This is a genomic window from Marivirga tractuosa, assembly GCF_042140215.1.
Lineage (GTDB): Bacteria > Bacteroidota > Bacteroidia > Cytophagales > Cyclobacteriaceae > Marivirga > Marivirga tractuosa_A.
In genome coordinates this window covers 4,651,071-4,670,938 of sequence record NZ_CP159478.1, presented here as the reverse complement: position 1 = coordinate 4,670,938, position 19,868 = coordinate 4,651,071, and the positions used below count along the sequence as shown (strand labels likewise).

Annotated in this window: 20 protein-coding genes and 3 pseudogenes; 16 read left to right on the top strand and 7 right to left on the bottom strand. The window is 36.0% G+C overall.

Features of this window, described 5'->3' with window-relative positions; all coding sequences use genetic code 11:
* Window positions 1-5: 5 nt before the first annotated feature.
* Window positions 6-1,301, bottom strand: a complete 1,296-nt coding sequence (locus tag ABWH96_RS20780) for a hypothetical protein (RefSeq protein ID WP_375579400.1) — start codon at window positions 1,299-1,301, stop codon at window positions 6-8.
* The gene (locus tag ABWH96_RS20775; RefSeq protein ID WP_375579399.1) at window positions 1,288-2,004 is read right to left on the bottom strand and encodes a type III pantothenate kinase; all 717 of its coding nucleotides are present in this window, start codon (window positions 2,002-2,004) and stop codon (window positions 1,288-1,290) included. The genes ABWH96_RS20780 and ABWH96_RS20775 overlap by 14 nt, the downstream gene beginning before the upstream one ends.
* 35 nt (window positions 2,005-2,039) lie before the next feature.
* Here ABWH96_RS20775 and ABWH96_RS20770 point away from each other — a divergent pair, with 35 nt between their 5' ends.
* From ABWH96_RS20770 to ABWH96_RS20760, 3 genes and pseudogenes are all read left to right on the top strand, one after another.
* Window positions 2,040-3,122, top strand: coding sequence for an anhydro-N-acetylmuramic acid kinase (locus tag ABWH96_RS20770; protein ID WP_375579398.1), 1,083 nt, complete (start codon window positions 2,040-2,042; stop codon window positions 3,120-3,122).
* Window positions 3,123-3,205: 83 nt separating this feature from the next.
* Window positions 3,206-4,431 (top strand): annotated as a pseudogene (locus ABWH96_RS20765) (Glu/Leu/Phe/Val dehydrogenase dimerization domain-containing protein).
* Between the two features lie 76 nt (window positions 4,432-4,507).
* Window positions 4,508-6,013, top strand: coding sequence for a sodium:proton antiporter (locus ABWH96_RS20760; protein ID WP_375579397.1), 1,506 nt, complete (start codon window positions 4,508-4,510; stop codon window positions 6,011-6,013).
* Window positions 6,014-6,071: 58 nt separating this feature from the next.
* Here ABWH96_RS20760 and hemE read toward each other — a convergent pair.
* Window positions 6,072-7,101 (bottom strand): annotated as a pseudogene (hemE, locus tag ABWH96_RS20755) (uroporphyrinogen decarboxylase).
* Between the two features lie 98 nt (window positions 7,102-7,199).
* Here hemE and sdaAA point away from each other — a divergent pair.
* A complete protein-coding gene (gene sdaAA, locus ABWH96_RS20750; protein WP_375579396.1) occupies window positions 7,200-8,108 on the top strand; it encodes an L-serine ammonia-lyase, iron-sulfur-dependent, subunit alpha in 909 nt (302 codons plus the stop codon).
* A gap of 11 nt (window positions 8,109-8,119) precedes the next feature.
* Here the strand turns inward: sdaAA and ABWH96_RS20745 are convergent, their stop codons facing one another.
* Genes ABWH96_RS20745 through upp form a run of 3 tightly spaced genes read right to left on the bottom strand, consistent with a single transcriptional unit; the run spans window position 8,120 to window position 9,734 of the window.
* Window positions 8,120-8,560 (bottom strand): sodium:calcium antiporter, encoded by a 441-nt coding sequence (locus ABWH96_RS20745; RefSeq protein WP_375579395.1) that lies wholly within the window; start codon window positions 8,558-8,560, stop codon window positions 8,120-8,122.
* A 50-nt stretch (window positions 8,561-8,610) separates the two neighbouring features.
* Window positions 8,611-9,075 (bottom strand): sodium:calcium antiporter, encoded by a 465-nt coding sequence (locus ABWH96_RS20740; protein WP_375579394.1) that lies wholly within the window; start codon window positions 9,073-9,075, stop codon window positions 8,611-8,613.
* An 8-nt stretch (window positions 9,076-9,083) separates the two neighbouring features.
* Window positions 9,084-9,734, bottom strand: a complete 651-nt coding sequence (upp, locus tag ABWH96_RS20735) for a uracil phosphoribosyltransferase (RefSeq protein WP_375579393.1) — start codon at window positions 9,732-9,734, stop codon at window positions 9,084-9,086.
* 133 nt (window positions 9,735-9,867) lie between these two features.
* Here upp and ABWH96_RS20730 point away from each other — a divergent pair, with 133 nt between their 5' ends.
* From ABWH96_RS20730 to ABWH96_RS20700, 7 genes are all read left to right on the top strand, one after another.
* Window positions 9,868-10,788, top strand: coding sequence for a M20/M25/M40 family metallo-hydrolase (locus ABWH96_RS20730; RefSeq protein WP_375579392.1), 921 nt, complete (start codon window positions 9,868-9,870; stop codon window positions 10,786-10,788).
* A 1-nt stretch (window position 10,789) separates the two neighbouring features.
* Complete coding sequence (gene hpt, locus ABWH96_RS20725) at window positions 10,790-11,317, top strand: hypoxanthine phosphoribosyltransferase (protein ID WP_375579391.1); 528 nt, start codon at window positions 10,790-10,792, stop codon at window positions 11,315-11,317.
* A 157-nt stretch (window positions 11,318-11,474) separates the two neighbouring features.
* Entirely contained in the window at window positions 11,475-12,053 is a 579-nt protein-coding gene (locus tag ABWH96_RS20720; RefSeq protein WP_375579390.1) for an adenylate kinase, read from the top strand.
* A gap of 99 nt (window positions 12,054-12,152) precedes the next feature.
* Window positions 12,153-13,145 (top strand): GTPase ObgE, encoded by a 993-nt coding sequence (gene obgE / locus ABWH96_RS20715; RefSeq protein WP_375579389.1) that lies wholly within the window; start codon window positions 12,153-12,155, stop codon window positions 13,143-13,145.
* A gap of 82 nt (window positions 13,146-13,227) precedes the next feature.
* Window positions 13,228-13,839: a nucleotide exchange factor GrpE gene (locus tag ABWH96_RS20710; RefSeq protein WP_375579388.1), complete on the top strand. Its 612-nt coding sequence runs from the start codon at window positions 13,228-13,230 to the stop codon at window positions 13,837-13,839.
* A 115-nt stretch (window positions 13,840-13,954) separates the two neighbouring features.
* On the top strand, window positions 13,955-15,085 hold the full coding sequence (dnaJ, locus tag ABWH96_RS20705; protein ID WP_375579387.1) for a molecular chaperone DnaJ: 1,131 nt from the start codon (window positions 13,955-13,957) through the stop codon (window positions 15,083-15,085).
* A gap of 140 nt (window positions 15,086-15,225) precedes the next feature.
* Window positions 15,226-16,131 (top strand): hypothetical protein, encoded by a 906-nt coding sequence (locus ABWH96_RS20700; protein ID WP_375579386.1) that lies wholly within the window; start codon window positions 15,226-15,228, stop codon window positions 16,129-16,131.
* Between the two features lie 73 nt (window positions 16,132-16,204).
* Here ABWH96_RS20700 and ABWH96_RS20695 read toward each other — a convergent pair whose 3' ends face one another.
* Window positions 16,205-16,579 carry a hypothetical protein gene (locus ABWH96_RS20695; RefSeq protein ID WP_375579385.1) on the bottom strand — a complete coding sequence of 125 codons (375 nt, stop codon included), beginning with the start codon at window positions 16,577-16,579 and terminating at the stop codon, window positions 16,205-16,207.
* A gap of 95 nt (window positions 16,580-16,674) precedes the next feature.
* Between ABWH96_RS20695 and ABWH96_RS20690 the strand changes: the two genes are divergently transcribed.
* The 5 genes and pseudogenes from ABWH96_RS20690 to ABWH96_RS20670 all read left to right on the top strand — a co-directional run bounded on the left by ABWH96_RS20690 (window position 16,675) and on the right by ABWH96_RS20670 (window position 19,739).
* Complete coding sequence (locus ABWH96_RS20690) at window positions 16,675-16,974, top strand: hypothetical protein (RefSeq protein ID WP_375579384.1); 300 nt, start codon at window positions 16,675-16,677, stop codon at window positions 16,972-16,974.
* A gap of 94 nt (window positions 16,975-17,068) precedes the next feature.
* Window positions 17,069-17,179: pseudogene (locus ABWH96_RS20685) on the top strand (hypothetical protein); the annotation flags it as partial.
* Between the two features lie 60 nt (window positions 17,180-17,239).
* Window positions 17,240-17,650: a tyrosine-type recombinase/integrase gene (locus tag ABWH96_RS20680; RefSeq protein WP_375579383.1), complete on the top strand. Its 411-nt coding sequence runs from the start codon at window positions 17,240-17,242 to the stop codon at window positions 17,648-17,650.
* A 35-nt stretch (window positions 17,651-17,685) separates the two neighbouring features.
* Window positions 17,686-17,814 (top strand): tyrosine-type recombinase/integrase, encoded by a 129-nt coding sequence (locus ABWH96_RS20675; protein WP_375579382.1) that lies wholly within the window; start codon window positions 17,686-17,688, stop codon window positions 17,812-17,814.
* Window positions 17,815-17,912: 98 nt separating this feature from the next.
* Window positions 17,913-19,739, top strand: a complete 1,827-nt coding sequence (locus ABWH96_RS20670; protein ID WP_375579381.1) for a serine hydrolase domain-containing protein — start codon at window positions 17,913-17,915, stop codon at window positions 19,737-19,739.
* The last annotated feature ends 129 nt before the right edge of the window (window positions 19,740-19,868 follow it).

Genomic DNA, 19,868 nt, shown 5'->3' with positions numbered 1-19,868 from the left:
AAAATTTAATCAAACTGTCTTCGTAAAAACCATCTATCATTAAAAGTAAAACTCAAATTAAGGTTTAAATAATTTTCTTGCACCAAATTATTTAATAATGTTCCTCTTTGACCTACTTCAAATGCTAAATTTACATTTGATATATTACTTATAGGTAGGCTAGAACCAAAAGTTATGCCAAATGAATTTATAGAGTTGTTATTTATAACTAATGGGCCATTAGAAATGTTAAGGCCAGCCCTATAGGTTATCCTTTCAAAGTACTTAGTACCAGATTGCGCATTAGGTGTAAATTCACCTCCAAATTTTAATTTCATTTGCTCTCCAAAGTTATTATCTGCAATTCCGAAACTATTGTAAGTAGACCAATCCTGATAGGAAAAATCGGCTAAAATTGCCCATGCATTCTGCTTAACATAACTTAATCCTGCACTTATTTTTTGAGGCACTACTGTGGTGCCCTCCACATCTGATTCTAAAAATGAGTTTTCTGTATTTTCTGCACGAAGCGGATTTTCTGTTAGACTTAAGAGTTGTAAAAATGAATTTCGTGTGGTTTTTAAATTAGCTTCCAAGTCATAGGTAACGCCTAATGACAAGAAGTTCTCGCCCAATTTTTTTGTAAAATTAGTTCCGAATACAAATGAGAAATCAGAAAAATTGTCAGTGTATTCTGCTGATACCAAGTAAGGGACACTTAAAGTGTCACCTTGATTAATGATGTTTTCGTAAACGGTTCTGTCAGTGAGGTTGCCGAAATTATAGTTGGCTTCCACTCCAATGGCTATATTTTTCGTAATGTTCCAGCCATTAGCTAAGCTAAATTGTGAGATTGTTCCTTCTCCTTCAAATTTGGAGGTTTGAGCCTGAGGGTCAGGTATTTGATTAGAACTTCTTCTTAAAATCTCATAATTTTTGGAGGAAAGTGGTCTTAAAGAAACTGAAAAAGCATATTTACCAGGAACTATAGGAAATGCTATGGCCGCATATTTTAGTCCTCCATTTATTTGAGTAAAACGTGTCGCCTCATCGCTTATGTTGTTCTGAGAAATGCTTAACCCCGCCTCGAATGAAGTAAAGCGTTGTCCTCCTAATAAAGCAGGGTTCAATACTGGAATGAACCAAGGGCTTTGGTAAGCTATTCCTGCGTTCCCCATCCCGTTATTGGATACATAGCCTTTTTCAGCCATCAGTCCTATGCCATAGGCCGAATAGGGCGAAACCATCTCTTGCGAGAAGGAGGAAGAAATAAATAATATGGAAAAAATACTGGCAATTAAGCCGGTCTTAAAGTGACGCATTATATCTTAAAATTGCATTTAAACCCAACAAAACTAATTCAGGGATTGCAAAGATGGGCTCTTTTATTTTAGATTCAAAGAATTTTGCATCTCCACCGGTAATTATTGTCTTAAGCGGTGAATATTTTCTTTTAACTTCTTGAATGTAAGCTCCTATCTCAGCCTGAATTCCAAATACAACACCACTTTGCATAGCATCTTTTGTATTATCTGCTATGTAAGTAGATATTGATTCAGGTTCTACCAACGGCAAACGAGCAGTAAAATTATGCATACTCTTAAATCTCATATATAAACCTGGAGAAATTGCTCCTCCATGATAAATAGAATTGTCTTCAAGAACTTCGTAAGTAATACAAGTACCTAAGTCAATAATTAGTGTATTTTCATTTGGGTATAAGGTTTGTGCACCTGCTACAGCAGCTATTCTATCTAAGCCTATGGTTTCAGATTTATATTTATTTTCGAAAGGCAATGGAGTTTTATTACTTAACAATATGGGTTTATCTAGGATGGATATTTTTTTCAAGAGATCTTCATATGGAATATTTACACTGGAAATAATGGCTGAATTTATTTCTTTTGAATCTAAAAACTGGTTGAGTTCGGAAAGAGATTCAAAAGTTTTTGTAAATTCTAAGCGGTCTTCAGAAAAAAAACCGATTTTAGTTTTAGTATTGCCTACGTCTATGGCTAAGTTCATATTTCTATATTTCAAATCTAAAATTAAATAAATTTATGCAAAAGCACACCTACAATGCCATCGGCTTAATGTCTGGAACTTCCTTAGATGGATTGGATATTGCATTTTGCAGATTTGAACTTTTATCTAATCAAATATGGGATTGGAAAGTGTTGAATTGCGAAACAATACAATATCCTGAAGAGATGAAATCCAAATTAGGAGAGTCGATTCACTTAGATGGGCTGGAATTACATCAATTGGATGTTAACTTAGGGAGATGGATAGGAAAGGTAGTAAAAGGATTTATTGATGAAAATAAACTGAAAGTTGATTTCATTGCCTCCCATGGCCATACTGTTTTTCATGTACCAGAGAACCAACTCACTTTACAAATAGGAAATCCCAATTTTATCCATGCGATTACGGATTGTCCAGTAATCTCAGATTTCAGAACACTTGATATGGCAAAAGGTGGGCAAGGTGCGCCTTTGGTGCCAATAGGCGATGAATTATTATTCAGTGAGTACGACTTTTGTATCAATCTGGGAGGAATTGCAAATTTATCTTTCTTAAATAATGAGCATATAAGAATAGCTTATGATATATGCGCCTGCAATATTCTGTTGAATACTTTGGCCCAACTTAAAGGTTTAGAGTATGATGATAAAGGCTTATTTGCAAAATCTGGAGATATAATCCATACATTATTAAAGGAGTGGAATGATTTTTCTTTTCTTAAGAAAGATTTTCCAAAAAGTTTAGGAATAGAACTAATCGAACCTGAAATCCTTTCAATAATTGATGTGAATAAATATGGCGTAGAAGATATGCTTGCTACTGCGGTGGAACATATCGCAACACAAATCCGCAATACATTAGTTTCAGCTAAAAAAGGAGGTAAAGTTCTATTGACTGGTGGAGGAGCTTTTAATGATTTTTTAATTGAAAGGCTTCAATCCAAGTTGGATGAAAATTATGAGCTTAAAGTAGCTGATCCAAAAATAGTAAACTATAAGGAGGCTTTGATTTTTGCATTTTTAGGGGTTTTAAATGTGAGAAACGAATGGAACACCTTGGCTTCAGTTACCGGTGCTCATTCGAATAGCATATCTGGTCAAAAGCTAGGCAACATTTGAAATTAATTTTTGTAGTTTTGGCGCTTTGGAAACATGGGTGAGATTTTCACCTATACTTTTACGAACTGACTAAACTGAATAAAATGAAAGAACTCTTAGAGAAATTTGAGAATAAACGACCCGAAGTAGTATTTGAATGGAAAGATTCTGAAACAGAAGCAGAAGGTTGGGTAGTGATCAATTCACTGAGAGGTGGTGCTGCAGGTGGGGGAACTCGCATGAGACCAGGCTTAGATAAGCATGAAGTTGAATCTTTGGCGAAGACCATGGAAGTGAAATTCACCGTTTCAGGCCCTGAAATTGGCGGAGCAAAGTCAGGGATTAACTTCGATCCTAACGACCCTAGAAAAAAAGGAGTATTGGAAAGATGGTATAAGGCTGTATTTCCATTATTGAAAAACTATTATGGAACCGGTGGTGATTTGAACGTTGATGAAATTCATGAAGTAATTCCCATCACAGAAGCATATGGTTTATGGCATCCGCAAGAAGGTGTGGTGAATGGACATTTTAATGCCACAGAGCCAGAAAAAATAAAAAAACTTGGCCAACTTCGACAAGGTGTAATCAAGGTAATTGAAGCCTCTACTTACAGTCCGGATATCAAAAGGAAATACACTGTTGCTGATATGGTGACAGGTTTTGGAGTGGCAAAGTCGGTTGAGCATTACTACCATATTTGGGGTGGAAATTTAAATGAGAAAAGGGCGATTATTCAAGGCTGGGGAAATGTTGGAGCATCAGCGGCCTATTTCTTAGCTCAAGCGGGGGTTAAAATTGTGGGGATTATAGACCGAAATGGTGGCTTAATAAATAAAGAGGGCTTTTCATTAGAAGAACTGACTCAATTATTCCTCAATAGAAAAGGTAACGAATTAATATCAGATGATTTGATTTCGTTTGATGAGATTAACGAAAAAATTTGGGTACTAGAGGCTGAAGTTTTTATACCTGCTGCTGCCTCAAGGTTAATTACTAAACAGCATGTGGAGGAAATGATAGATTCCAAATTAGAGGTGATTGCTGCCGGTGCCAATGTTCCTTTCGCAGACAAGGAAATATTTTTTGGCCGATTGCAGATTTTGCTGATAATAGAGTGGCTGTTATTCCAGATTTTATTGCCAATTGCGGAATGGCAAGGGTATTTGCCTACCTAATGACCACCAATGCTGAAATTACAGATGAAGCTATTTTTGAGGATACTTCCAGAACAATTGAAAGAGCGCTCCGTAAAACTTTTGAAGCTAGTAATTCTAATGTCAATATTTCAAAGACTTCTTTTGAAATCGCATTAAGTCAATTAATTTAACATATAATTAATCAATTCCTCTTATGTTTATTTATAGTAAACTTTCTAAATTGAGGAATCTTGAAAAATCATTTGCATGAGAACATCACTATTTTCTATTTCAGCAATATTTTTGACCTTATTATTTACCACCTTTTTTGTTCCAAAGGCTTTTTCTACGGACTCAAAAGTTTCAACAGAGCTTGTGGAAGATGGTAATCAAGAAGATGGTAATCAAGAAGAAGCATCTGAAAATGTAGAAAATGAGGAAGAGGGGCACCATTCGGCACCAGCCTGGACGGTAATCCCTTTTGTGTTGTTGTTATTGATGATAGCAACTGGCCCACTTTTTTACGAACATTTTTGGCATAAGAATTATCCGAAAATCGCAGTTGTTTTGGCAGTTCTGGTGGTGAGTTATTATTTGTTTGTGATCCATAATGTCCACAGTCCTGTCCATGCCGCTTTTGAGTATATTCAATTTATATCCTTATTAGCCTCCCTTTATATTGCTTCTGGTGGAATTGTAATTAAGGTCAATAAAAAGTCTACCCCAATAGTAAACATTATCATGCTATTGATTGGAGCGGCAGTTTCTAATTTAATTGGTACTACTGGGGCTTCAATGTTATTAATTCGACCATTCATACGGTTAAACAAAAACAGAATTAAAGCTTACCATATTATCTTTTTCATTTTCATGGTGAGTAATATTGGAGGTTCTTTAACGCCAATTGGTGACCCTCCGCTTTTCTTAGGATTCTTAAAAGGGGTTCCGTTTTTCTGGACGCTAGAACACAACTGGCCAGCCTGGATATTTGCTTTAGTCATTTTGTCTGTAGCCTTTTATTTTCTTGACAGAAGAAATAAATCAGGAGTCGAAGAAGACGAAAAAGAAGTTTTCGACAACAAAATCACAATCAATGGAAAGCGTAATTTTCTTTGGTTAATCGTTATTATTATTTCTGTTTTTATTGATCCTAATGTATTCTCTTGGGTTCCGGGAATAACATATGATGGGCAACAATTCTCTTACATTCGAGAGGTGATCATGCTAAGTGTAACCTATCTATCCTATAAATTTGCTAAGGATAAAGTTCATGAGCTAAATGAATTCAGCTTTGAACCTATTCGAGAAGTAGCATTTATATTTGTAGGTATTTTCGGTACCATGATGCCTGCTTTGGATTTGGTTGGTGATTTTGCAAAATCTGAAACTGGGGCAGCTTTGATTACACATAATACGCTTTACTGGGGGACAGGAGTTCTTTCAGGCTTTTTAGATAATGCACCTACTTATTTAAATTTCTTAGCTGCAGCTATGGCATCTCAGGGAGGAAGTATTTCAGTATTGGCTGAGGTAACCCAATTTGCAAATGGAGGGGTCTTTTATGACTCAGTAGCAGATTTAACCGCAATTTCTATTGCAGCTGTTTTCTTTGGCGCTATGACCTATATTGGGAATGGCCCTAACTTTATGGTGAAATCTATTGCAGAGCAAGTCGGTATTAAAATGCCATCTTTCTTTGGTTATATTATTAGATATTCCATCCCATTCTTATTGCCACTACTGGTATTAGTTTGGTTATTATTTATTAGGTAAGATATAGAAAAGGCAAAGATGGATTCTTTGCCTTTTATTTCTTTTTCTGTTTCAGAAGTTATTTTTGGCTGTATTCTTTTACGGCCTCTATAAAATATTTTACATGATCAGGATTGATGTCAGGATAAACTCCATGTCCTAAATTGGCTATATGTCTTCCTGGACTAAATTGTTCCAACATACTTTTGGTATGTTTTTGTATAGTTGCTTTATCAGCATAAAGCGCACATGGATCAAGATTTCCTTGCAAGGTTTTATTTGCCCCAACGATATCTCGAACACTTTTTGGATTCATTGTCCAGTCTAATCCTATTGTCTGGTAATCGAGTTGGCTTAAATCTGCAAATGCAGCATGTGCATCTTTGGCAAAAACAGTCTTTGGGACATCTTGAATTGCATCAGCAATTTTCCGTAAATATGGAATAGAAAATTCTTTGTATTGTTCATGGGATAAAATTCCTGCCCAGCTATCAAAAACTTGCACTAAATCTGCTCCAGCTTTAATTTGAGCTTTTAAATAAGCGATAGTGCTATCCGTGATTTTATTTAAAAGTTGGTGAGATAATTCAGGATCTGTGTAAAGCATAGCTTTTGCTTTAGAGAATGTTTTGCTGCCTGATCCTTCCACCATATAGGCAAGAATAGTCCATGGTGCCCCAGCGAAACCAATTAATGGAACTCTGCCATTCAAATCCCTTTTTGTAATTTCAATAGCCTTAGTTACATAAGAGAGGCTTTCTTCTACATCAGCAACTCTTAATTTCTCTACATCAGCTTTAGATTGAATAGTTTCAGGGAAACGAGGGCCTTTTTTCTATCATTTCATAAGGCAATCCCATAGCTTCAGGAATCACTAAAATGTCAGAAAAAATTATGGCTGCATCTACATCAAGGATGTCAACAGGCTGTATGGTAACTTCAGCTGCCAATTCGGGAGTTTGTGCTAGTTCAATAAAGCCACTAACACTTGCTCTCACTTTTCTATATTCAGGTAGGATCCTTCCAGCTTGTCTCATCAGCCAAACAGGAGTTCTTTCTACTTTCTCGCCTTTTGCCGCCCGCAGCAGCAGATCGTTTTTTAATTCCATGTTGCAAATATACATTCATATTATGCTTCTGAATTATAATAATGCTAAACTTTTATGTTTCTTTGCCGATTAATGCATTAGGCTAAATCTATACTGTTATGTCAATACTTTTTAGTGAATTCAAAGAATGGAAAGAATACTGTGAGGAGAAAGGTGTTAAACTTTTTGAACCCGTATTGGAATATGAAAAAGACCAAAAGGGTAAAGATGCAGATTTCGTGTGGGAAAATTTGCAAAAAGCCTATGATGTAATGCGTGATGCTGTAAAGACAGGCCTGGAAGAAGATATGCAATCTCGTTCAGGAATGATCAATAATGGAGCAAAAAAAGTATATCAAAATCCTTTAACAGTTTTAGACCCAAATTTTCAGAAGTTAATTGCCAGAGCATTGGCAGCTAAAGAAGTGAACTCTTGCATGGGAAGAGTAGTGGCTGCACCTACAGCTGGAGCCAGCGGAATTTTACCTGGCACCATGTATACCCTACAAGAAATCCACGGATTGGAGGATAGAAAAATATTAGAAGGGCTTTTGGTTGGTGCTGGAATTGCATTAATAATAGAGCAAAAAGCATCTTTAGCAGGTGCAGTTGGTGGTTGCCAAGCGGAAACAGGAAGTGCTGCAGCAATGGCTGCTGGAGCAATAGTATATTGTTTAGGAGGAGATACAGATCAGGTGTTTAATGCCGTTGCTATTACCATTCAGTGCATGTTAGGCTTGGTTTGCGATCCCGTAGCAGGACTAGTGGAAGTGCCTTGCGTAGTAAGAAATGCAAGTGCTGCAGCAATAGCCAATTCTTCTGCCCAAATTGCTTTATCCAATGTAAGTGGTGTTATTCCTGTTGATGAATGCGTAGATGCATTAGGTGAAGTGGGTCAAAGTATGGAAACTAAATATAAAGAAACGGCAATGGGTGGTTTAGCGGCTACATTAACGGGTCAAAGCATTTCTAAAAAGGTGTTAATTCAGGATATAGAAATGTTGCCTGATGAAGATCAGGATGAATAATTTCTAAAAATCTATGAAATAACGTTAATGGTATAATAAATATAAATCCCCACTAAAATTAAGCCTTCATAGCGGTCAACAGTTTTATTGATTGCCATAAATGGAAGTATCAAGAGCGTGATACCCATCATCCAGATCATGTCAGAGTTAATAATAACTTCACTAACTTCTATTTCTGCTATAAGGCTAGTAATTCCTAAAATGGAAAGAATATTGAAAATATTGGATCCCATTAAATTACCTAGAGCCATATCGGTTTCTTTCTTAAAGGCTGCAACAACGGAGGTCACTAATTCAGGTAAACTAGTACCTAAGGCCACCACTGTAATGCCAACTATTCGCTCACTGATCCCCATGTAAATGGCTAAATCCTTGGCACTGTTCACAAACCAATCAGATCCGAAATAAAGTCCAGCCCCACCAATTGCGATTAAAGAAAAATCTTTAATCATATTCTTTCTGGAACCTTCAGAAGGGGGTTCAACCTCAATTCCTAAATCTACTAGGCCATATGGTTTTTTCTTGATCTGCGGATTATGAAAAACATGTAGAGGAGCAATAGTAAAATAAATCCTATCCCCTCATAATCGTTCACATATCCTTCCTGAATCAAAAAGTATAATAATATGGTACAGCCCATAGTCATAGGCCAATCAATTTTAATGGAATCAGAATTGACTGGAATGGGAGCTATCAATGCTGTAATACCTAATACCAATGCAAGATTGCAAATATTAGATCCTATAACATTTCCCATAGTAATGTCAGGACTTCCTGCTAAGGCAGCCTGAATACTAATTAGTAATTCGGGGGCTGATGTGCCAAAAGCAACAATAGTTACCCCCACCACTAACGGAGACATTTTTAATCTTAAAGCTATTCTTGAAGCGCCTCTCACTAATAATTCTCCGCCTAGAATGAGGACAGCCAACCCAACTATTAGCAATATGGTGTTTGATAGAGGCATCTATTATGTTAATGTGTATGTTTTTGTCCGAAACTTAAATCTCCAGCATCTCCAAGCCCAGGTAAAATATAGGCTTTTTCATTTAGTTCTCGGTCCAAAGAACCTAAATATACTTCAAAATCTACCTTGAGACTTTCATCTAAATTTTGAATTCCTTCTGGGGTACCAATCGCAGCAGCAATGATAAACTTTTCAGGCTTACCAATTTTACTTATATGTTCAACAGCTTTTATTAAAGATTTGCCTGTTGCAAGCATTGGGTCTGCAAGAATAACAACCCTGCCTGATATTGGAGGAAGCGCCTCATATCCCATGGCAATTTCAAATTCATCTCCCTCACCATGTTTTCGATATGCGCCAATAAAACCAGAATCTGCATGATCGAATATATTAAGAAAACCTTGATGAAAAGGTAATCCTGCTCTTAATACACTCACTATTACGGGGAAATCGTGCATTAAGGCAACAGCGGTTTTTTCCAATGGGGTTTGGATTTCCTTGTTTTGAAAATATAAAGATTTTGAGATTTCGTAAGCTAATATTTCAGCTATTCTTTCAAGATTTCTTCTAAATCTATAGCGGTCTTTTTGAATATCGATTTCTCGCAATTCAGCTAAAAAATGATTTGCAATGCTATTTTCTTTGTCTAAAATGTACATTATTGGAAGTAGATTGACATTTTTTGGTGTCAAAACCTAAATATAATTTTATTTTTTAAGAAAAAAATTAAAAAATGGAAATATCCCGATAGGAATTTCATTTCTGCTCTTAAAAGATTTTAACTTTGCGCTAATGATAAATTACGAACTACTTCAGCAATTATGCGGTATTCATTCTCCTTCAGGAGAAGAATATATGATGAAAAATTTCTTGCTTCAATACATCAAGCAAAATCAATCTGATTGGAAAGTAAAACCCAAGCTTCATCATGGTGAAGATTTTCAGGATTGTCTAGTGCTAGTTTTTGGTGAGCCTACCACTGCTGTTTTTGCCCATATGGATTCAGTTGGGTTTACAGTGCGTTACGAAAACCAACTTATTCCTATTGGAGGACCTGAGGCTAAGAATGGCTATAAATTAAAAGGAGAGGATTCATTAGGGCCGATTGCATGCGACTTAGAACTGAATGAGGAAAATCATACCTTTTATAAATTTGGAAGAGGAATTGACAGAGGAGCCAGCCTAACTTTTGAATGTGATTTTAGAGAAACTGAAGATTATGTGCAATCATGTTATCTAGATAATAGGTTAGGCATTTTTAATTGCCTCAAATTAGCTGAGACACTAGAAAATGGTATGATAGTTTTTTCTGCTTATGAAGAACATGGTGGAGGTACCGTTCCCTTTTTGGCAAAATTCATGGTGGAGCAATATGGAATTCATCAAGCCTTAATTTCTGATATCACCTGGGTGACAGAAGGAGTTGAGCATGGAAAAGGAGTAGCCATTTCTATGCGTGATCGAAATGTTCCCCGGCAATCATTCGTGCAAATGATTCAAAACATGGCAGATAATTCAGGAATCCCATATCAATTGGAAGTGGAAGCTAGTGGAGGCAGTGATGGGCGTGAATTACAAGAATCCCCTTACCCAATTGATTGGTGTTTTATTGGTGCGCCAGAGGATAATGTACATTCTCCCGATGAAAAAGTTCATAAAAAAGATATAGAGGCTATGGTAGCCATGTACCAATTCTTAATGAAGGAATTATAAGATGATCAAGATTATTGACAAGGAATTCATACCTTATATTTCAGCAGAAGAAATTAGTAAAAGGATTAATGAGCTTGGAGCTGAAATCAGTAAGGCTTATGAAGGTGAAAAACCGCTTTTTGTAAGTGTATTAAATGGCTCGTTTATTTTTACGGCTGATTTGATAAGAACAATTAAAACGCCAATTGAGGTGACCTTTATTCGAGTAGCCTCGTATGAAGCGCTTAAAACCACAGGAAAAGTGAGGGAAATTTTAGGCTTGAAAGAGAATGTATTTGGTAGGGATATTTTAATTTTGGAAGACATAGTCGATACGGGAACAACTTTGGAACATCTATTGGAGGCTTTTAAAGATTTGGGTACGAAATCAATTAAAGTAGCTACATTATTGCATAAACCTGATGCTCAGGAAAAAGCCGAAAAGCCAGATTTTGTAGGTTTTGAAATTCCCAATAAATTCGTTGTAGGCTATGGCTTGGATTATGAAGGCCTTGGTAGGGAATTAAAGGAAATATATCAATTAAGTTAAATTTGATAATTTTTAACATAAAACTTTTATATTTGATTTTCTATTAAATGAGATCTGATAATTAATTTCACTAAAATTCATTATTAGTTACTGAATATAAAATAGTTATAAATTTTATTCGTGTAATTGCCTAAAAGGCTCTATTTAAATTACAATCATGTTGAATATTATATTATTTGGCCCTCCCGGAGCGGGAAAAGGCACACAAAGCGAAAAAATAATTGATAAATATAAATTAACCCATATTGCCACTGGGGATTTATTCAGAAAGCATTTGGGAGAAGGAACGGACTTAGGAAAACTAGCCCAGAAATACATGGATGAAGGCAATTTAGTGCCTGATGAAGTGGTAATTGGCATGGTGGATGAAAAAATCAAAGAAACCCAAGACAGCAGTAGTGGTTATATTTTTGATGGCTTCCCTAGAACAGTTCCTCAGGCAAAAGCTTTGGACACCTTATTGGAAGAAAAGGGTGAGAAAATTGCTGGAATGATTGCTTTGGATGTTCCTGAAGAGGAATTAAAAAAGCGAATTAAAGAAAGAGGCAAGACTTCTGGCAGAACGGATGATCAGGATGAAGCCAAAATTGAAAATAGAATTAAGGTTTACCAAGAAGAAACTTTACCAGTTGCCAACTATTACGATGGCGAGGGTAAATTTGTAAAAATCCACGGAGTGGGCACAATAGACGAGATTTTTGGTAAAATTTCAAGTGAAATTGATAAATTAAAATAGAATATATTGAATTCTTCAGAAGCCGACTTATTCAAAATAGGTCGGCTTTTTTATTTCCTGCTTAAATTAAACTAAATTTGCGCCTTAAAATTTAGTCCCATGTCCAATCCCAATTTTATTGATTATATTAAATTCTGCTCTCGTTCCGGTAAAGGTGGTGCAGGTGCTGTTTCTATGCGAAGAGAAAAGCATGTACCCAAAGGCGGTCCCGATGGTGGAAACGGTGGTCGTGGCGGAAACATCATTTTAAAAGGCAGCACCCAGCTTTGGACGCTTCTCCATTTGAAGTACAAAAAACACGTAATAGCCGATGGTGGTGAAAATGGCGGAGGAGCAAGAAGTTCTGGTGCTGATGGAAAAGATATTATCTTGGAAGTGCCATTAGGAACTGTTGCCAAAGATGCCGAAACGGGTGAAGTAAGGTTTGAAATAACAGAAGAAGGCGAAGAGAAAATATTGACCGAAGGTGGTAGAGGAGGATTAGGTAATGCTAATTTCAAAACGGCCACCAATCAAACACCTCGCTATGCTCAACCTGGTGAAGACGGTAAAGAGGAATGGATTATTTTAGAGCTTAAATTATTAGCTGATGTTGGCTTAGTTGGTTTCCCAAATGCGGGGAAAAGTACCTTGCTTTCTGTGGTTTCGGCAGCCAAACCTGAAATTGCTGATTATGCTTTCACGACCTTAACTCCAAACCTGGGAGTGATTCCTTACCGTGATCACCGATCTTTTGTAATGGCAGATATACCTGGAATAATTGAAGGTGCAGCAGCTGGAAAAGGGTTAGGGACTCGCTTTTTAAGACATATCGAGAGAAATTCCATATTGCTTTTCATGATACCTGCCGACAGTAAAGATGTGAAAAAGGAATATCAGATTTTAATCAATGAGTTAAAGGAATACAATCCTGAATTATTGGATAAAAATCGACTTTTGGCCATCACAAAATCTGATCTTTTGGATGAAGAGCTCATGCAAGAACTGAAAAAAGAATTACCCCATGATTTAGAGCATGTTTTTATTTCATCTCTAACACAATACAACATAAACGAGCTTAAAGACATGATTTGGAAGGCTATAAATGCTTAATGTCATCTTGTCAGTGAACTACCAGTTGGCAAACTCCTTGTTCACCTAAGCTGAAAATTAGATTGAATAACATAATATAGTTATGGCTAAAGAAGATATAGACGAAAAAGATTTGAATAAAGAAGCAGAAACTGCGGAAGATATAAAAGACGAGCAAAATCCTGAACAGGAAAGTCAGGACGACAGATCAGAAGAAGAAAAAGCGGCAGAAGCAGAGGCTCAGGCTAAAGATGAAGAATTGTCAGATTTCGAGAAGTTGGAAATTGAACTGGCAGAGTCGAAAGATAAATTCTTGAGGTTGTATTCTGAATTCGAGAATTTCAGAAGAAGAAATGCCAAAGAGCGATTGGAATTAGTGAAAAATGCTTCTGAAGAGCTAATTTCTGATCTTTTACCTGTTATGGATGATTTCGAAAGAGCAGAAAAATCTTTTGAAGACCAGTCTGAAAATGAAGGATTGAAAGAAGGCTTTTCTTTAATTAAAAACAAATTTGAAAAGACCTTAATCAATAAAGGACTGAAAGCAATGGACAATGAGCCAGGGATAGAATTCGACCCTGAAATTCATGAAGCCATTACTAAAATTCCTGCTCCTGATGAGAAGTTGAAAGGCAAAGTGGTAGATGTTGTAGAAAAAGGATACTTATTAAATGATAAGGTAATTCGATTCGCAAAAGTAGTTATAGGAGAATAAATAGACCTAATTAGGCAATTATACGAGATGGTTTTTGTTCCCATTTGCTATTGGGCTTGATAGTGAATATCAAATCAAAAAAATTATCTTTTTAAAATATTAGAATATAGATAAGATGGCTAAAAGAGATTATTACGATATACTAGGTGTTAGCAAAGGTGCTTCGGAAGCAGAAATAAAGAAGGCTTACCGAAAAGTAGCCATCAAGTTTCACCCTGATAAAAATCCTGATAACCCAGAAGCAGAAGATAAATTCAAGGAAGCTGCTGAAGCTTACGAAGTGTTACGTGATCCTCAAAAACGTCAGCGTTATGATCAATTTGGTCATGAAGGTATGAAAGGCGGAGCAGGTGGCTTCGGTGGCGGAGGAATGAACATGGACGACATCTTCTCTCAATTTGGCGACATCTTCGGTGGTGGCGGAGGTGGCGGTTTCGAAAGCTTCTTTGGTGGAGCTGGTGGTGGCCGCAGAAGCAGAGGAAGAAGAGGTTCTAACCTTCGCATTAAGCTTAAGCTAGATTTAAAAGAAATAGCTCATGGTGCTGAGAAAAAAATCAAAGTAAACCGATTGGTTTCAGCCGATGGAGTAACCTACAAATCATGTGAAACTTGTGGTGGTTCTGGTCAAGTAAGACGAGTAACCAATACCATGCTAGGGCAAATGGTTTCGGCCAGCACATGTCCTACTTGTCATGGTTCAGGTAAATTTATTGATAAAAAGCCACCTCATGTTGACAACACTGGTCTTCAGTCAAAAGAGGAAGTAATCAGTGTTAAAATTCCAGCAGGCGTTACGGATGGCATGCAACTATCCATGTCAGGCAAAGGTAATGAAGCCCCAATGGGTGGCGCAGCTGGAGATTTAATTATCCTGATTGAAGAAATCGAGCATGAGTTATTGAAGCGTGATGGTAACAATATCATTTATGACCTTTATGTAAATTTTGTGGATGCCGTTTTAGGAACTACAGTAGAAGTACCGACTATAGATGGAAAAGTAAAAATCAAAATTGAGACAGGTACCCAATCTGGTAAAATCTTAAGATTGAGAGGCAAGGGAGTTGGTGATGTAAACGGATATGGAAGAGGAGATCAATTAATTCATGTGAATGTCTGGACTCCGAAAAAAGTGACTGATAACGAAAAGGAAATGCTGGAAAGCATGAGAGCATCAGAAAACTTTAAACCTAATCCAACGAAAGCAGATAAAGGCTTTTTTGACAGAGTGAAAGAGTTTTTTAATTAGGATTCATCTTAAATAATGCATAAGTAGTCACTTGCGCAATTTGACCTTATCATTAAATTAAACCACTATTCTAAAAAGAGTAGTGGTTTTTTTATTTTAAGCAACAACCTATTGAACAATGCCATCGTAATAGCTTCATTATGGCTAAGGCTTTACAGAATATATTATTTTTCACATCACTTTCTTTGATTGCTTCAACAGTAGTTGGGCAAGAACTACATAAGCATTTCGAGCTTAAGGAAGCTAACGGTATTGATAAAATCGAACTGAAAGTTTCTACCAAAGCAGGTAAATCCTTTTTAAATGCAGTAGATGCTGTTGAGCCATTATTAATATTAGGAGCTAGTGAAAATGACGTGGCAGCCAGCTCTTTTAGAATTGAAAAACTACACAATACCCAAAAAGTAGATGCAGAATTAACTTGTAAAAGCCATATGGGCTTAAATTTTACTGAATCTGTAGCCAATAGCTTTTTTTCATCTTCAGATCAGGTTCATGATATATGGCAAATTAATCTATCGGAAAATCAAGCCTTTGATTTGAACCTTAATTATTTAATGGGAGATGCCAATGTGGATTTGAGCAGACTTGCAGTTGAGAGATTAAAAATTAAATCCGCCAGCGCAGATGTGAAACTCTCCTATAAGGATGCCATCATGAACAGGGTTGCCATGGATACATTCTTTGTGAAAGTTAATTTTGGCAATATAGAAGTAAAGGATTTGAATTACGCTTTAGCTAAGGAAATTATTGCTGAGGTTGGTTTCGGTGCCATATCCATTGATTGCGGATCAGACTGGAAAATGAATAGCAGAGTAACAGCATCAGTAGGAGCGGGTAATCTCAACATATTGCTTCCGCCAAAGGAAATCCCTGTAATAATAAGGCTCAATAATTCCCCATTGTGCAATATAAAGATGGCCGAAAATTTCGAAAAAATAGGGCATAATACCTTCGGTAATCAAGCCTACATCGACAATCCAGATGAAAGCATGGAGTTTTTACTAGATGTGGGGATGGGAAGTATAGCTTTTAAGAATCGGTAATTTGAGATTCTCTTGAGAAGAGAAAAAGACGCCCCCTTGTTCAAGCGTCCACTTGGACAAAAGCTACAATAAATCAATTCGCCATATGGCCCTGCCATTTTATCAAGGTGAATTTCTTGACCCCTTTCGCATCCCTAAAAGACAAAAACCCAAATTCATAACAGAATAGATATACAACACCATTCTTGTTCTTCCAATAGTGAGTGAAATAATTTGGATCGAAACCATGCTTGGTTAGCACCTCTGCTCTTACTGTTGCTTTCCCTGCCCTATTATAGTTTTTAAGAATTCTTCGATTCAATTTTAGTTTTTTGTCAACTGTTTTAAAAAAGGAATCTTCTTTATCTTTTCTGCGTGCGTAGTGGTAATTGGATTTACAATAAGAGCTGCAAAATTTCTTCCCAACCCTTCCTTCTAACTCTTTTTCACAGTTCATACATTTTTTCATAACCGTAGATTTAAACGTTTATTAAACGTTTAAATCTACGGTTAAACTTTAAAATATCGAAATTTTTATCGGTGTTTGTATTAAAAAAGAATATAATGGAAAAATTCAGCAAGATAATCAGCCTTAGGCATTTGGAAGTAAAAGGGCAGCGAATGATTGGATTAAAATTTTATCCTGATAAAGTTGTACAAGCTATGGTTAAAGAATTGCCTAGTATCAAATGGAGCAATCAGTATGGGATGGCATATTTGCCTAATAAAGAGAAAAACCTCCAAAAGATATATGAACAATTTAAAGGAGTAGCATGGATAGACGGAAAGTATTTCTATAAAAAGGCAGCCTTGAAAAATCCCGTAAAGAAGGAAGGACAATTCAGCATAAAAAAAATACCGTGAAAGTAAAAATCATTCAGGAAAAAGGAAGTGTCCAGAAAATTTCTTACAAAAACTAGAGTTAAAAAAATATGCTCAAAACACAGCCAAAACTTATATAAACCAATTTGAAGGATTTATAAATTTTTATAAAAATAAACCACTAGAGGAATTAGGGGAAATTGAAATCCGTCAATACATTTCACATTTAATAGGCTTAGGGCACAGTGACTCGACTGTTAATCAAACCATTAATAGTATTAAATTTTACTTTGAGGTTGTTTTGAATATGCCAAACAGATTTTATGATATTGAACGCCCAATTAAGAAAGAAAAACTCCCAGAAGTACTTACAAAAGATGAGATTAATCGCATCATTTCTTCCATTCAGCATAAAAAACATAAGTGCATGATTAGTACTATCTATTCAGCTGGATTAAGAGTAAGTGAATTAATCAATCTAAAAATAAGTGATGTTGATAGTGGAAGAATGATGATAAGAATCGAAAATTCTAAAGGAGGAAAAGACCGCTACACATTATTGAGTAATAAATTACTGGTCGAACTAAGAGCTTATTATTCAGAATATAAACCTAAAAATTACTTATTCGAAGGAATGAATGGCGAGTATTATTCAAGCAGTTCGATAAGATCGATATTAAAAAGAGCTGTTGCAAAAGCGGGGATTAAAAAAAGGTAAGAACCCATACTTTAAGGCATAGTTTTGCAACTCATTTGCTAGAGCAAGGTACAGATTTAAGAAGTATACAGTCTCTTTTAGGTCATAATAACTTAAGTACCACCGAAATTTATACTCATGTGGCAAATAATTTTATTAAAAACATAAAAAATCCATTAGATTAGTGCGATAATAATATGTATCAACAATAGCGATAGCCAATTGTTGTGGTGCATTGATGAATCAAGCAACCTTGGCATCATCTTTGGCAACGAATTGAGCTATGAGCAATCTTAAAACCTACTCACTTCTTCTGTTTTTACTCAATTCTGCATTATTATCACAAGCACAATCAATTGACTGGCATAAATTAGAATCTGAGGCAAGTAATGTAATAACACAAAATCATAGTGTTGGAGCATCGGTAATCGTAGTAAATAAGGATAGTGTTCTATTTTACAAAGGATTAGGAAATGCTAGTCTCGAAAACAAGTATCCAGTTACGGATTCTACTTTATTTGTTTTGGGGTCTATCACTAAAACATTTACTGCTCTTGGCATTTTAAAGCTTGTAGAAGAAGGTAAGTTAGAACTAGAGGATGAAGTGGGGAAACTAGCTCCAGAATTATCTTTTGTAAACCAATGGGAGGATGAATATCCGTTAACGGTTTATCACTTATTGGAGCATACTTCAGGATTTGATGAACTCCATTTTAAAGATAGAAGTATTCCAGTCACAGATGATGAGTTTCCATTATTGAATGGGCTAGAGATTGTTGAAAACTCATTAAAGACTCGCTGGAAGCCAGGAACTCAATACGCATATTCCAACGTAGGTTATTTAGTAGCAGGTTATATAATAGAAAAAGTTTCAGGAAGAGGGTACAATGACTTTATAAGTCAGGAGGTACTAAAACCATTGAGAATGACAAATTCTTCCATACGCCTAAAAGACGTCAATCAACAGCTTCTTGCTAAATCTTATTCTTACTCTAATAAAGAATTACCCTTCAAACATATTTTTACTAGACCTACAGGTTCATTAATAAGCTCCTCCCGAGACATGGGAACTTTTTTAATGATGCTTTTGAATAAAGGTGAGCGATTTTTAGATCAAAGTGAATTTAAAGAATTTGAAACGCATCATAGCATTGAAGCCTTTAATAAAACCGAAAATGGCTACAGACTTGGTGTTTATCCACGATTTCGAGAGGGTAGAAAATGGCTAGGGCATGGTGGTTCAATCAATAAATACAACTCTGAATTTGAATATTGCCACGAACTCGGATTGGGTATTTTTGTTGTTTCAAACGGACCTAATGCTACAAAAACTGTGGATGGTGTCATTAATGCCTTTCATAACTTAGTTCCAAAAACTGCTCAGAAACTGATAAAATCAAAACAAGTAAATAAAGAGGCTAACCTAATGGCATTAGAAGGGCATTATGTTTTGACAAGTCCTCGGAACCAATTGCTTTATCCTTTAACTGAACTATTTACAGAAGGACTTTTTGTTGATTCCGATACTGGGAATATCTTAATATCTAGTCAGAAAGGCTGGGAATCAAGAATGATTCGAACAGGACGGAACAGTTTCTCTCCCAACGGAATTGACAATGAATATCAATACATATTTAATGAATCCAATGATCAATTGTACACTTCATTAGGCTTTTCTTATAAGAAGACTCCTTACTTCTTTATATTATTTCTAGGCTTCAGTTTGATTATCTCATTTGTAATCATCTGCTCTTCTCAAATTTCACTTTTAGTTCGTCTGATAAGTATGATCAAGAAGAAAGAGATTGATTTCAGCCCACAGCTGATCTTTGAAATTGGCTCATCGCTTTTTCTACTTGGTATTATTTTCTATCTCCTTATGGGAACAATAGAAAAAATTCATGAGCCACAAATGTTAACTATATTACTAGCTCTTTGCACCATCCTATTTCCAATTTTCACAGTTCTCGGCATAGCTCAATCCTTTAGGTCCAGATTTAAAAGCTTGAGAAATAAAATTTGGACGATAAGCCTAGCAAGTTCAATGACAACAATGAACTGTTATCTAATTTATTGGGGTTTCTTTGGATTTGCTGCTTGGATATATTAGAATAAGAACGACACCACAACACTAAATATAGGTCATTGGGCAAATGCTGCTAAAGCTGAAAATGATTACCTTTAAGAAAACATGTAGAGAATTGGTCGTTTGGAGCAATGAATTGCCAAACGCCCTATA

What these genes read in the sequence shown, in the direction of transcription:
- ABWH96_RS20690 (WP_375579384.1), top strand. Translation starts at nt 16,675, where the DNA reads ATGGAAAAATTCAGCAAGATAATCAGCCTTAGGCATTTGGAAGTAAAA.
- ABWH96_RS20710 (WP_375579388.1), top strand. Translation starts at nt 13,228, where the DNA reads ATGGCTAAAGAAGATATAGACGAAAAAGATTTGAATAAAGAAGCAGAA.
- ABWH96_RS20730 (WP_375579392.1), top strand. Translation starts at nt 9,868, where the DNA reads ATGATAAATTACGAACTACTTCAGCAATTATGCGGTATTCATTCTCCT.
- ABWH96_RS20670 (WP_375579381.1), top strand. Translation starts at nt 17,913, where the DNA reads ATGAGCAATCTTAAAACCTACTCACTTCTTCTGTTTTTACTCAATTCT.
- sdaAA (WP_375579396.1), top strand. Translation starts at nt 7,200, where the DNA reads ATGTCAATACTTTTTAGTGAATTCAAAGAATGGAAAGAATACTGTGAG.
- ABWH96_RS20760 (WP_375579397.1), top strand. Translation starts at nt 4,508, where the DNA reads ATGAGAACATCACTATTTTCTATTTCAGCAATATTTTTGACCTTATTA.
- hpt (WP_375579391.1), top strand. Translation starts at nt 10,790, where the DNA reads ATGATCAAGATTATTGACAAGGAATTCATACCTTATATTTCAGCAGAA.
- obgE (WP_375579389.1), top strand. Translation starts at nt 12,153, where the DNA reads ATGTCCAATCCCAATTTTATTGATTATATTAAATTCTGCTCTCGTTCC.
- ABWH96_RS20770 (WP_375579398.1), top strand. Translation starts at nt 2,040, where the DNA reads ATGCAAAAGCACACCTACAATGCCATCGGCTTAATGTCTGGAACTTCC.
- ABWH96_RS20680 (WP_375579383.1), top strand. Translation starts at nt 17,240, where the DNA reads ATGCCAAACAGATTTTATGATATTGAACGCCCAATTAAGAAAGAAAAA.
- ABWH96_RS20695 (WP_375579385.1), bottom strand. Translation starts at nt 16,579, where the DNA reads ATGAAAAAATGTATGAACTGTGAAAAAGAGTTAGAAGGAAGGGTTGGG.
- ABWH96_RS20775 (WP_375579399.1), bottom strand. Translation starts at nt 2,004, where the DNA reads ATGAACTTAGCCATAGACGTAGGCAATACTAAAACTAAAATCGGTTTT.
- ABWH96_RS20720 (WP_375579390.1), top strand. Translation starts at nt 11,475, where the DNA reads ATGTTGAATATTATATTATTTGGCCCTCCCGGAGCGGGAAAAGGCACA.
- ABWH96_RS20780 (WP_375579400.1), bottom strand. Translation starts at nt 1,301, where the DNA reads ATGCGTCACTTTAAGACCGGCTTAATTGCCAGTATTTTTTCCATATTA.
- ABWH96_RS20740 (WP_375579394.1), bottom strand. Translation starts at nt 9,075, where the DNA reads ATGCCTCTATCAAACACCATATTGCTAATAGTTGGGTTGGCTGTCCTC.
- dnaJ (WP_375579387.1), top strand. Translation starts at nt 13,955, where the DNA reads ATGGCTAAAAGAGATTATTACGATATACTAGGTGTTAGCAAAGGTGCT.
- ABWH96_RS20700 (WP_375579386.1), top strand. Translation starts at nt 15,226, where the DNA reads ATGGCTAAGGCTTTACAGAATATATTATTTTTCACATCACTTTCTTTG.
- ABWH96_RS20745 (WP_375579395.1), bottom strand. Translation starts at nt 8,560, where the DNA reads ATGATTAAAGATTTTTCTTTAATCGCAATTGGTGGGGCTGGACTTTAT.
- upp (WP_375579393.1), bottom strand. Translation starts at nt 9,734, where the DNA reads ATGTACATTTTAGACAAAGAAAATAGCATTGCAAATCATTTTTTAGCT.